6 protein-coding genes are annotated in these 13,265 nt (G+C 35.1%); 4 read left to right on the top strand and 2 right to left on the bottom strand.

Annotated elements, in window-relative coordinates:
* The first annotated feature begins 1,144 nt into the window (after positions 1–1,144).
* Positions 1,145–1,321 (top strand): hypothetical protein, encoded by a 177-nt coding sequence (locus BU804_RS12710; protein WP_158025030.1) that lies wholly within the window; start codon positions 1,145–1,147, stop codon positions 1,319–1,321.
* A 196-nt stretch (positions 1,322–1,517) separates the two neighbouring features.
* Here BU804_RS12710 and BU804_RS06005 read toward each other — a convergent pair whose 3' ends face one another.
* Positions 1,518–2,555 (bottom strand): hypothetical protein, encoded by a 1,038-nt coding sequence (locus BU804_RS06005; RefSeq protein ID WP_075883382.1) that lies wholly within the window; start codon positions 2,553–2,555, stop codon positions 1,518–1,520.
* A gap of 1,570 nt (positions 2,556–4,125) precedes the next feature.
* Between BU804_RS06005 and BU804_RS06010 the strand changes: the two genes are divergently transcribed.
* Together BU804_RS06010 and BU804_RS06015 are read left to right on the top strand one after the other, a co-directional pair.
* Positions 4,126–4,473: an arsenate reductase family protein gene (locus BU804_RS06010; protein WP_075883383.1), complete on the top strand. Its 348-nt coding sequence runs from the start codon at positions 4,126–4,128 to the stop codon at positions 4,471–4,473.
* A gap of 203 nt (positions 4,474–4,676) precedes the next feature.
* Positions 4,677–6,146 carry an Npt1/Npt2 family nucleotide transporter gene (locus BU804_RS06015; RefSeq protein WP_143298939.1) on the top strand — a complete coding sequence of 490 codons (1,470 nt, stop codon included), beginning with the start codon at positions 4,677–4,679 and terminating at the stop codon, positions 6,144–6,146.
* A 765-nt stretch (positions 6,147–6,911) separates the two neighbouring features.
* Here BU804_RS06015 and BU804_RS06020 read toward each other — a convergent pair.
* On the bottom strand, positions 6,912–11,678 hold the full coding sequence (locus tag BU804_RS06020) for a DUF294 nucleotidyltransferase-like domain-containing protein (protein ID WP_075883385.1): 4,767 nt from the start codon (positions 11,676–11,678) through the stop codon (positions 6,912–6,914).
* A gap of 948 nt (positions 11,679–12,626) precedes the next feature.
* Between BU804_RS06020 and BU804_RS06030 the strand changes: the two genes are divergently transcribed.
* Positions 12,627–13,193, top strand: a complete 567-nt coding sequence (locus BU804_RS06030) for a DNA-3-methyladenine glycosylase I (protein ID WP_075883387.1) — start codon at positions 12,627–12,629, stop codon at positions 13,191–13,193.
* Positions 13,194–13,265 lie beyond the last annotated feature (72 nt).

Consider the following 13,265-nt stretch of genomic DNA (forward strand, 5'->3'; position numbering starts at 1 on the left):
TTCTAGTCATAATTAAACTTTTATTAAAAACTGTTTATATAATTAATTATAAAATTAAAAATAATTTAAAAAATATAATATTAATAAATATTAAAATATAATTTAATTTTTTTTAATCTAAATGACTTGTTTTTAATCAATTAAAATTGGAAATAATTATGATTTTAAATAGAAGTTGAATTGAATTAATTCAAAATTTATCGGAAACTAAGTATGTTTTATTATATAAATAGCCTTCTAGTAGCAGAGATTTATTTGAAAGCAATAGTCCTCAACAGCAGGGTGATTCAAGTTTTATTTTATGGCTACTTCATGGTATTTTTTTTAAATAGTAAAGCATTCGATGGGCATTACTTGCCTTAATCGTCATTCACATCCCATACGTAAAAATGGTTCGATTTATACCGGAAAATAAAAATAGAAATGTCTTGCATGTTGCAAGCAGTTCGTTGAGCATCCTCGCTAAAAAAGCCCACTTTTTCACAGATACATTTGGCAGCTTAGGATGAAATGATCCCATGGTAGCACACAGTCTTGTTGGCAAAGAATCAGGAAGAGGAGTGACATGGAAAGATTTTATTGTCCAATCAGGCAACGATGCGCAAGACTCATGCGAAAAATAGGACCTTTTTTAAAATAGAAAACCCTATTTATTGGATTGATCGAGAGATGTTTATCTGTAACTACAATAGCAATTTGAAATCACTACCTTTTTAGGACGGCCCGAAATTATGTATCTCTTTTAAAATAAGGAAGAAAGGTAGATTAATAATTAATTTAGATTTTGAGAAAGATGAGTTTCTTAAAAAAACACATTTTTATTCATTTTTAAAAATTTAAGATATTTTTTGAATGGATCATTATAGTTTTTAAAATTTGATTTTATTCAATCTATATGCTCCTAAAAACCATTTGTTTTACGATAATCTAATGACTTAAGCTTTTTCATATTAAAGGTTTTATATTTAAGCCCTGTTGATTCCTTACTTAATTTTTAATAGCTTTCCAGTGATAGAACTAAATTTTCTCTTAAAACGTGACTGCCTATTGTATCTCATGGCTATTGCACTGATTTTTTAGCTATGGGTCATGCTGTTAAAACATCTATAAATTAAAATTTATTTAATTCATTTGGATGGTTATTTTGAATCTTCTTACTTTAAGTTATAGTTATCTTGTCAATACAGCAACTCCTTCTTACTATCTAAGAGAATACATTTTTGAAACTGAACAGAAAAAATTGGGGATTACATTTGTAAAATACTATGTCAATAATTTTACTTTTTTAAAAAGAAACATTTTGCAAACGACATCCGGATAAATTCATCAATTACAAATGGCAATGTTTGAATGTACACTCAGGAAACAGACTATGTGTCAGCTGAATTTCAGAAAAAAGATAGCTTTCAAAAAAACACTCATTGAATATGGCATTGATAAAAAAATTGTTTTCAAATGCTTGTTCAAAAACCGCTTGTTCTCTTGAATATTCAAACTTTTCATTCCATTTAATACTTTCAATTGAAAAATTTTCTTAGCCAAAAAGGGAGTTTATTAAACAAGTTTTTTTCGATCCATCTCTGATTTTTCTGATATAAAATACTTAAGTAAACTAGTCCTAAGCCAATAAAAGACAAAATAAACGGAAACGAGACAGAATTTTTAAAGATGACATGTGCTTGATAACTTAGGTAGATAAAAACTCCTGTTGTACCAGCAATCATCAAGACATTCCTTTTCAATAAAATAGAAAAAAGCATCATCAGTAAGTTAATCAGAAAATAAAGAAATAAAGTGAATTCTCCTTTGTCCCACACCAGGGCATTCAAACTTCCCCAAAAAAACAAGGTTCCAAAAAGATAACTCCATGAAGCATAGTCTGGCATTTTTCTTTTATCAAAAATGCGTCCTGCGGTCATCCAAATAACTCCTAAACATAATGCGATCCAGCGTTGCTGTTCCCAATTGAGTTGATGCCCAAAAAGAAGGGGAGCAACGTCCATTGTCAAAAATCCAGTGGCAAAAAAAATAGGAACTATAATGAGAGGAGAAGGAAAAAAAAAGAGGGCTATACCGCCGGCTAACATTGTTCCTAATTCGATAAAAATCCATTCTCTATCGAGCAACACATAAAAATCAGAATTGTGGCTATGGTCATATAAAGATTCGAAATTAAAATAAGTTTCCAATCCATATATCGCTAAAGGAATCATGCAGACAGCTAGGGTGATAAATAGACCTGCTGGCATTCTTAGCCTTTCTTTATTCCATAAGGATTGACCGATTAAGATAAATAATACTGCATATCCAAAAGAGATAAAAAAAATACCACCGCCACCAAACATTTCCCACCCCATACTCATCAACCAAGACATGGCTGAAATTAAAATGAGAATTCCTAGAAAAAATAACAATTGTGTCAAAGTGCTATATTGATAGGGAAGTTTAGAAAAATGATGGACCTTTTCTAGTAGTTTCCAAAATACTTGAAGTTGCTCAATCGGAATATTGACATCAGAACCAACGGAAAAAAAATTCTCTTTAGAAATTTTCATTTTCATTTCCTAATTCAACGTATAGAGTTAAAGCTTTTTATCTTAAACGAAGTTTTATTTAACGCAAGTTTTTGATACATAGATTTGATACATAGAATCGTTACACCTAAACTTAGATTTGTTTACTTTTATGATAAGATGAAGTTTTAATCTTGTAATTTTAGCAAAAATAGCAGGTTATGGCATCAGTAAATCAGACTGGATTGCTTATACAAAAGGATAGGCTAAAAATTTAGGGCCGAAAAATATCACAGTAACCTGATACAGTCAGGCCTCATTACTACTAAAATAAATTTAGAAAACTCTAGTTTTGCTTAAATTAAGTAAGAATATATTGCTCTTAATCGATATGCTAAACCCCAAGAAGTCGCCGTAGCAGCTGCTTCTTTAGCAAATCTCGAAATGCCTTTCACCACAATTGCGATTCTCACTATAGATAAAGAGTTTAACGCTTAAATCTTTTTTGAAGATAAGCTAGCTAGGCATGAGTTTCCTGCATTTGCAGGAAACTCATGCAATCATTTTTATACTATAAATTTTCATCTAATCATTTAACAATCTGTTCATTAAAAAAGGCATAGATACTCCATTTGACAATGTTCGCCAGCTCTTCCACATTTGAAGAACAAATTGGTTGGCTTGACAAAGAAAAGGGGAGGTAAAAAAACGAATTTGTTGTTTTCTTGGATATGAAGAAAATAATTTCACTGGAAGAAATTTTTCGGATTGCCAAGATCACGCCTATGAGTCAGTCGCTCAAAATTAATCGTTGCTAATACCCTACGTGTGGGAAAAGAAGATCTCAAAGATTTTTGTTCCAACCAATTTTGCATCAGGATGAAAGGGTAATTTTCATTCCTATTGCTAGCCTTATATAGGTATTTCTTATTTTTTAGCAGACTGCCAATAGATTTTCTTGTTTTTTCGCATAAATCCCCACTTATAACAGATAAGAAAATTAGTAAATAGAGCCATTGAAACGTTTCATGAAATTCTTAGAGCTAAAACTCATTCGTTAACCCTTTCACAAATTCTGAAAAACACTTTGCTAGTGGGGGATTTTTTTAAACATGCCGCATACGAGTATATTCGTTGTATTTGACCCAGACAATCTAGAGCATAAAAATAATGCAAATCAAGCCGTAAAAGATGTAAGGGAGATTTTTTAATAATGAATAGATTAACCAAATATTTACTTTCTGTTGACGTATTCATAAGCCGAAATATATCATACTCATTAAAAAACTTTTTAATTCAGGTTATGCCCGAAAAAGTAGGCTAGAGCGCTTTAATTCAGATGGTTTTACAATGAATTACTTGCGCAACGCAAAGCTGCTTAGCAGAACCTGATTTTAGTTTTGCTCTAAGGAGAAAGACTGACTTTTGATCTTGGTCATTCGCAGGCATGAAAATTTCGAGCCTCGGATTGGATGGCCTCTCGGAGTAATCCTTAGAAGCCTTTACCTATAGCCAAGAGAGTATAGTTTGCTTTTAAGTTGTGATTGATTAGTCATTTATGATTAAGGAATTTTTTAATATATTAAAAAAATGAATGGGTAAAGTTTAACTTATGATAATTTATGTTTATTCCAAATGTTCAACCTGTCAACAAGCCATCCGTTTTTTGAAGCAAAAGAAACTCTCTTTCACTTGCAAAGAAATTCTGGAGCAAGCTCCTTCTTTACAAGAATTACAAAAAATGTTTCATTATCAAAACGAAAATTTAAAGAAGCTATTTAACACTTCGGGAAAACTTTATCGAGAATTACAAATCGCAGAAAAAATGCCCTCGCTTACAGAGGAAGATGCTTTGGTTCTTTTATCGAAGCATGGAATGCTTGTGAAACGACCATTTTTTTTAGGAGAAGGATTTGGTTTAGTGGGATTTAAAGAAGAGGAATGGAACTATTATTTATAAGATGAGGGATTCGTAAACCAATAAAAAAAGGTGAATACAGTAGTTATATTGCCTAGTTGCTTATAAATAAGAAATACTGTAATATGACAATGATTTGCGATCGATAAGAAAAAAATAATTAACTTTATTGTCATTGCATTTTACTAAAATTCACCCTTAAACGGCTTTTTCTTTTGCAAGATTTTTTGCAAAAAAAAAAGTCCATGAAAAATCAACAAAATTCTGTATCTTCTACCTTATTAATTTTAAAAAAGCGTAGTTTGATCCTATTTCAATTTTTTCTAATTATCATTGTTTATCATACATTAAAAGATCTCAAAGATACGATTGTTATCACAGCAAGTGATGCAGGTGCAGAGATCATTCCTTTTATTAAAATTTGGGGAATGCTTCCTCTTGCCATTTGTGCTAGTTATTTTTTTGCTAAATTTTATAATAAATTTGGGAGAGAAAAAACATTTTATATTTTTAGCTCTTTCTTACTAGTTAACTATTTTTTCTTCGCTTTTGTATTATATCCATTCCGCAAGTTCTTTTATTTAGAAAATGTTGCAGATTATTTACATATGATTTTACCTGTTGGAGCGAAAGGGTTTGTTGCCATGGTAAGCTATTGGCATTACACTCTATTTTATTTAACGGCAGAATTATGGTCGATGCTCATTCTATCTATCCTTTTTTGGGGTTATGTGAGTGATACGACTTCTTTAGTAGAAGCTAAAAAATTTTACCCCCTCTGTATGTTCGTTGGAAATATGGCAGGAATTATTTCTGGTCAGCTTTCTCATTTCTTATGTCAACATTTGTCTGATTTCATGTCATGGGAAAGAACCCTTCAATGGATGATTGGTATTGTCTGTGTTTGCGGCCTTTTAATTATGATTATTAATAGACGGCTGGCTTTGACAACTGATTTTTCGGCAATTAAACAAAAAGAAAAAAAACAAATAGCTCCCTCTTCTTTCAAAGATAATGTTATGGATGTTTTAAGAACAGGTCCCTTACTTTGTATAGCTGTATTGGTGGTGGGATTTGGACTGACAACGAATCTAATTGAAGTTATTTGGAAAGAAAATATTAGGCAACTACACCCGACACCTCAAGCCTACAATGCTTATATTAATCAATTGACTTCTTTAATTGGGACGGGTGCTGTTTGTATAGCCTTGTTATCAAGCTGGATTTTTAGAAAGTTTACTTGGACACAAATTGCACTCACAACTCCTTTGTGTTTATTAATCACAAGCTCTGCTTTTTTTTCATCGCTTCTTATGCCTAAAGAGCTGTTAGTGGAAGTTGCTTCTTTTTTTCAGTTTTCTCCAACTCAATTGATAGTGACACTAGGATCTATTTGTTACGTTTTTAGCATGTCTGCGAAGTACACAATTTTTGATACTAGTAAAGAAATAGCTTTTCTTTCTATTGAAACAGAAAAAAGAACGTATGCTAAATCTGTAATTGATAGCATTGGCTCTCGTTTGGGAAAATCTGGCGCTTCTTGTTTTTATCAATTTCTTCTTATTGCCTTTGGAATTGCTTCCGAACATATTTTATTAATTGGAATTGTATCCATTATAATGATTGGAATTTCAATTTTTGCTACGAAAAAATTGGGTGGGCAGCTGTCTGGAAAAAATGAAAACCATCGCTTTATAGAAGCTTCGCATGTATAATCAATTACCACATAAAGTAGGTGGTAATAAATAGTAAAAAATCAATTTTGCTGTCTGTAGAAACAATTAAATGATTTTTTTATAGACGCCACTAACGAGGAATTTAGAGGCAAGTAAAGAATGGAAGAAAAAATGCACTTTATGTCCGAAGCAATAGTGGATATAACGGGTTCTACAAAAGAAATAGCGTTATTTATCAAGAAAATGCGTTGCGTCCCTTTTTTAACGACATTGTTGGAAAGCAAATCAACTTAAAAAAGTGCATCCTTATTTTTTAGTATTAAAGAACAAAAAAGAAAGCTACCAAGAAAAGCTTGCAAATTCAAAAAGCAAAAGTTGGAAACTTAAGTAAAGTTTTTCTATTATCAAGCATACGAACTCTGAATTAACTCAAGTTGTTTTATATACCTTTGTTATTTGTTGTGAATTTTTTCTAATCCTCCTCTAATTAAAATCATTATCTCAAGATGCCATTCTAAGTATTTTTTCTGCTCTAGGTAATCTTTAAGCTTGTTTCTATTTCTTAAATTTTTGTTTTAGTCTTTGTTTATCCCTTTTTTCAACTCTCACTACTGCTGCACGTTGTATAAAAAAATTCAGCTTCAACCCTTCTAAAACCAAATAGCGGCTTAGCTTCTTCTTCAACTGACAGATTTACTACGTCATGTATGTACTATTCTGGTTCCTGTTTAATGGCTTTTATTCCCTGGGTTAGTTTTTTATCTATTAATTCATTGCTGTTTTGCTAGTTTGTTAGTTTGACCTCTATTTGTAAATGAAAGTTCTTCGTAATTTTAACTTCAATCTGTTGAGATCAATTATTTCAAGAGCTGTATTAGAAGCAAAAGCCTGAGCTATAGCTTCTGTTGCTCCCTCATCGCTTATTCGGTTACAATAGAGAAAGAGCTCCCTGAGAGTATTATTGGAAGCAAGAGCCTTAGCAAGTGGTTTCGCTCCCTCATCGCTTATTTCATTAACGCTAAGATCGATTATTTTAAGGATAGTATTGAAAGCAAGAATATTAGCAAGTGCTTTCGCTCCCTCATCACTTATTTGGTTATTGTTGAGAGAGAGAGTTTCAAGAGTATTATTGGAAGCAAAAGCCTTAAAGATTGCTTTCGCTCCCTTATCGCTTATTTTGTTACTGTTAAGACAAAGTATTTTAAGAGCAGTATTGGAAGCAAGAGCCTGAGCAATTGCTTCCGCTCCCTCATCGCTTATTTGGTTATATTCAAGGGAGAGTATCTCAAGAGTATTATTGGAAGCAAGAGCCTGAGCAATTGCTTCCGCTCCCTCATCACTTATTTGGTTATAGCTAAGAGTAAGTTTTTTAAGAACAGTATTGGAAGCAAGAGCCTTAAAGATTGCTTTCGCTCCCTTATCGCTTATTTTATTAAGGCCAAGATCGAGTTCACTAAGAGCAGTATTGAAAGTAAGAACCTTAGCAATAACTTCCGCTCCCTCATCATTTATTTTCTCGCGATAAAGGCTAAGCGTGTTGAGCTTAGGATCATTCATATGAAGTTGAAATAATAGTGTAGAGCAAATTTTTAAAATTTTTATTTCTTTTAAAACTTTATTCTCTTGTTCTTTTTTGATTATTTTTAAATCTAAATTCGGGCATTGTGTAAAACTCCCTTTGAAATAAGGAGCAAACGTTGTAAAAAAAAGCGTTTTTAACTGGGGATTTTTATCGGCTTTTAAGGTATGCAAAAAAGGGGCATCTAAATGAATCGAGACAAGTGCTTCGCAACGCATGATTTGCAACACTTCTAATTTGGCAAACTGCAAATAGCTAGAAGCGAAAAAATAGCTTGATTTTTCAAACGTGTGCAGCTGGGCGCAGCGGTTTAAATAAAGTTGTTTAAGGTTAGGACAGCGTTTTTCAATTTCCTGAATGGCCTCTTCTTTAATAAGTGGGCAGCCGCTTACGTTTAAATAGTCAAGGTCCTTATGCAAAAAAGTTTTTAACGTCATGTGATCTAAAACAGCGCAGTTCATCAAAGTCAATTTTTTGGGTCGAAGACCTTTATTTTTCATTAAAAAGATTAAGGCGTTTAGCACGAGGCGTTGCCGCTCGCGATCAGGCGTTTTCCCTTTGACCATCCGTTTAAAATCTGCTTCCATCCACTCTTCTTCTTGGTTTTCGCCAAACAGAACATGGGAAGCGCATCGATTTAAGGTAAACGCAAAAAGCTCGCTTTGAGCTTTTTCGGGAGAGTATTCTTTGCGCTGTTGAATTTCTTCAAACGTTGGGGGTTTGCCAAAGCTAGCTGCGTCGGCTTGGGCGGAAGTGAGAGAAATATCTACCTGGCGGTCGATGGCGTTTTGTAGTCTTTGTTTGGGCGCTAAACTGTTTGCGGCGGCTTGCTTATATTTGGGATAAACCCAGCGGTCCAAGGTTTGCATTTGATTGCCCCGTAAGGTGACGAGATAGGGTAAAAGATCGAGAGGGATGAGTTTCTTCTTTGCTTTTAAGGCTTGGCGCAAGCAGTCTTGCAGATGGTAAAATTGCACGAGTAAATTTGTCACCGTGCCGCTGCGCAGAAGAAGCGTTCCCTTAAAGCGATCTTCCGAATCTTCCTCGTATAAACGTTTTTCCTCTTCAGTGGTAAAGAGCCGAAGAGCGCGGTAGCTTTCATCTTTTTGGATTAAATCCTCGAGCCAACTATTGAGGATGAGGTTAGGCTTCAAATGAATAAAAGCCTCTAACACTTCAGGGTCTAAATGGTATTTAGCATCCAGGCAAAAAAGAGCGGAAGAAAACTGCACTTTATGTCCGAAATAATAGTGAATGACAGCTTCGACAAAAGAAATATCATTATCGACGCAGAAAATGCGCCGTGTCCCTTCTTCAACGACGTAGTTGGGAAACCTCCCGTCGCCTGGGCGGGTCAATAAGGCACACAGGCAAGCCCAGGTCAGTTGTTTGACGTCTAACTGGTTGGCGTTTTCTAACGTTTGCCCTTGAATGGTTTTGGAAATTAAGACGGGATAGATCCGTTTTTTTCCTTTGATGTCGACTTCAAAGCGGGCTAGTTCAGTCGGAGGACTTAAGTGCCCCGCAATGCGTGCCGTCAGCGCATGGATGGCATATTCCAGCAGCGGATGCGTCGGTTTTTGTTTAAAGTGCAGCTGGTAGCCACCATAGGAGGCACTTGCCACGGGGTGAGCGCTATTTTTGTATTGTCGTTTGAGATTGCCTGTTTCTTCTAAGATTTGTTCGCTTACTGCTTGTCTGAGATACCGGGTATCGGGCAATGTCGGAGCATCAGGCAATGTCGAAGCATCGGACAATGTTGGACAGCGGATCCTGATTTGAAAGGGATCGTCTGGATCCGGCTGGTCGGTTGTCATGGCACGAATCGCTTGTTTAAACTGCTCTTCTTCCAAGCGCTGGCTTTGCCTAACCCCATTGGGATTGGGGATAGAGGCCAGATGGACGCTTAACGCAGCCAAGTTTCCCTCTTCCGGATAGCTATTCAAAACATTAAGATAGATCTCTCTTAAAGGTTCTGCAAAGGTCATATGTGACAGTCTTTGGTAGTAAGCTTCATGCCAAAGCCAAGCCTGATCCGGATCCAGCGCCTTAGCTCGTTGCCTGGAAACGAGATGATGCACGAAATGAGTCATCCAGGGCTTGAGATTTTCTACTTCACCAGGTTGCAACTCTTCGTCATAATACGTTCCTTGAAAAAGGTCGATGTATTGAAAATCGAAGTCCAGTTTAGAGATGCCATGCTTTAATTTGCGGTAAAGAGGACGCAGTACAAGCCAATAAACCTTTTCAAAGATTTTTCTTTCACTACCCAGATCTTCTAGGCTAACCTCTTCTTTTTGTTCTTTATGCTTAAAATGGAGACCCACTCTTTTTAGATAAACGGCTGCGACCGCTTCTTGCAATAAGAAGCCACTTTCAACTGTAAGGTATTTTTTTTTCACGAGATTGTCGATAAGATCGAGTGTATTGGATCCTTTGATGCGAAAATAAAGTGATAAATCATTTAAAAAATGATTGAGTAGCTCCGAGTAGTGTTTTTTTAGATCAATGACCTGGCCTTGAAAAGGATCATGCCACATCTCTTCATACGTCTTTAGTCGATCTGTCAGCAGCTGCAAAGCCTGGCTCCTGCGTCTGATTTCTTTTGCTTGCGGTAATTCTTTATCGAGATAGGTGCGCATTCTCTTTTGATAACTATCACAGAGTTCTAGGTTATTTTGGTGAAAGGAAATGGTTTTACGCAGCGTATTGCTATGCGAATTAGAAGAATATTCTTCCATTTTTTGCATCTGGGCCAATCCATCGGGTGTGTTGATAAGATCAGTATCAACAGCCGGATTGCCTCCAGAATCGACATGGAAACCGGAGCGGTGTTTAGCCCCGATGCAAGTAAAGACGGGTAAGCCTTTTGCGGGATCCTCTCCTAAGCCTATTATTTGTAGTTCTAACAGGCGAGCTAATTGCACAAAGTAGGGTCGATGCTCTATATTTTCAATGAGAATGCACCATTCTAAATCGGAGTAGGGGCAGACCTCTTCTTTGGCTAGGGACCCCATTGCTCGCAAATCGTACGAACACGGAGGATCTCCTAAAATGGCAATCGCATCATCAATCAAAGCGTGCAATAACTCGATCAAGTCCGTCGAAACTTTTTTTTGCAAAGCACGCACCTCTGCAATCGTGAAATTTTGCAAGTCGATTGTCTGATACAACGCGCGAAAATTTTCGCGATAAGACTTTAATTTCTCTCGGTATTGAGTTGTGATAAAACAATCAATGGAAAGAGGGTCACTTGATAAGTAATGGCGCATTGTTTCATCTAAGTTACGTAGCCCACTTGACTCTATTCGTTCTAGCCCCCGTGTCCTTAACGTATGCGAAACAACTGTACGCACTTGTTTATAGAATAATTTAATCAAAGCATGCTTTTCACCCTCGCAGCAGATCGATTCAAAGCGCGTTTCAAGATCAGTGACGAGTTGTATCACTTGCTGGCTATCGTTTTTCCCCACTGCTAATTCTAAGCGTTGCTTAAAAACGGCGAGGGAAGTTAAAGCAACTTTAAAAAGGCGCGAGGCTAAGCGTTGAAGGTCTGCGGAAGCCTCAGAAATGATTTGTGCCTTTCCTACATAGTGAATGGCATCCATGAAATATTTAAATTGTTTATCCTCTAGCTCCGTTTTTTTTCCTTTTTTGTAGTGCCACTTGGCCAGTTCGCTAGCTAATCGCTGTTGATCTTCTGCAAAACACGGATCTGCTGTCAAATTGAGCAAGAGACGTACGCTTTCTTCTATCTCTTGAGGTGTCTCAATAACAGGAATAAGTGTGAAGAGACAGTCAAAAGCCTTTTTCAGCACTTCATTTTCCACATGAGGTGGCAAATAGGCCATGAAAACATTAAAATTTTCGATAGCTTTAGGGTATTTGTTCTCTGTGATCGCTACTGTAATCGCATCAAGACTAGCTAAATATCGGAATATTGCTGGTTGTTCACTAAAAGGGTGGGGCGAGATAGGATGAGTACTTTGCATGACTTGGTGGCTATCCTTTGGTTTAACAAAAATTCACGTGGAAAAGATACTATCAAAAAGAAATACCTCAAGCAATTTAAAATTTGAAAAATTTATTAAGAAATTTTAACCAAAGATATGGGTATCCAAAAAGCGGTATGACAAATTTTTCCTATGGCGCATAAGTGATATTCTTTGTTTCGCATCTCTGCCTTTTTAGTTAGCAACAATCCTAAAATTTGCCATTAATGGATAGATTTCAACAAATGTTCAAGCTTGTCCTAAGTTAATTCTTTTTTTTAAAATTTATTGAGCACTATAGGTTTGCTTATAATAAAGTAAAAAAGCTTTAGTTTACAAAATGTGTTATTTGTAAATTCTGGAACTTAAAAAATTAAATTATTTTACGCAACGATAGTTTGAAAAAAGTTAAAATCTATCAGATTTTAAAAAGGAAGAGAGCTACATGCCTAAGGAAAATTTTTATGTAACCTATGAAATTTCTATGTAAAGATTCAATGGAAAATGCGTTTCCTTGTAACTTCAAACCAAGAAAAAAAGAGGAAACGATAACTACAAACGATATGAATGCTACATTTATCAGGTCTTGCATCAAAGAGAGCATTAAATTTCAAAACACTGTAGAGAGTATCATTGGCAAACAAAAATCAATAGATTTTTTATGATTTGAACGTAAAAGTATTCATAAACTTTGAAAAATTTGCCTAGGTTGAAATACGTCTATTATTAAAGTGTTACTCAATGATTTGAATAAATCTATTCGAATCTATTAAGTTTAACTAATTAGAAAACTATTTGAGGATTGCAAGAATAAACTAAGGGATAAGTTTATTTAATTTAAATATTAGCACTAAATTAATTTATAAGTATATTTTAACCCTAGATTGACAGGAAGGGTTCTCTTCGTTATTTTTATTCCACATCTTAATTTTTAATCAGGTCTTTTATATGCTTAAACGCTGTGATTGGGTGCAATTAAACAACCCTTTGTATGTTGCTTACCATGACGAAGAATGGGGAATTCCGGTTCATCATGATCATAAACACTTTGAATTTTTAATTTTAGAAGGAGCTCAAGCAGGATTGAGTTGGCAAACGGTTCTTCAACGACGTGAAAATTATCGGCAAGTCTTCGCCTCTTTCGATCCTCATATCGTTGCCACCTACGATGAGCAGAAAAAAAATGAGTTGCTTTTGCATCCGGGCATTATTCGTAATCGATTAAAAATTGAGTCAACAATTGCAAATGCGAAACACTTTTTAAAGGTTCAAGAAGAATTTGGAAGCTTTAATACCTATATTTGGCAATTTGTAAACGGGAAACCCATCCAGAATCAATGGGAAACGATTAGGCAGGTACCTGCGGAAACAAAAGAATCTTTAGCTCTTAGTAAAGATTTGAAAAAAAGGGGCTTTAAATTTGTTGGAGCAACAATTATGTATGCTTATATGCAAGCTTGTGGATTGGTTAATGATCATACAATAGATTGCTTTTGTCATCCATCTAAGCATTGAGCATTCAATAAACGAATAAAAGTAAATTGATAGGTAAAAAAATCATATTAAGTAAATTTTTAATGTGCCATC

The sequence above is a fragment of the Candidatus Protochlamydia sp. W-9 genome (assembly GCF_001950615.1).
GTDB classification, from domain to species: Bacteria; Chlamydiota; Chlamydiia; order Chlamydiales; family Parachlamydiaceae; genus Protochlamydia; species Protochlamydia amoebophila.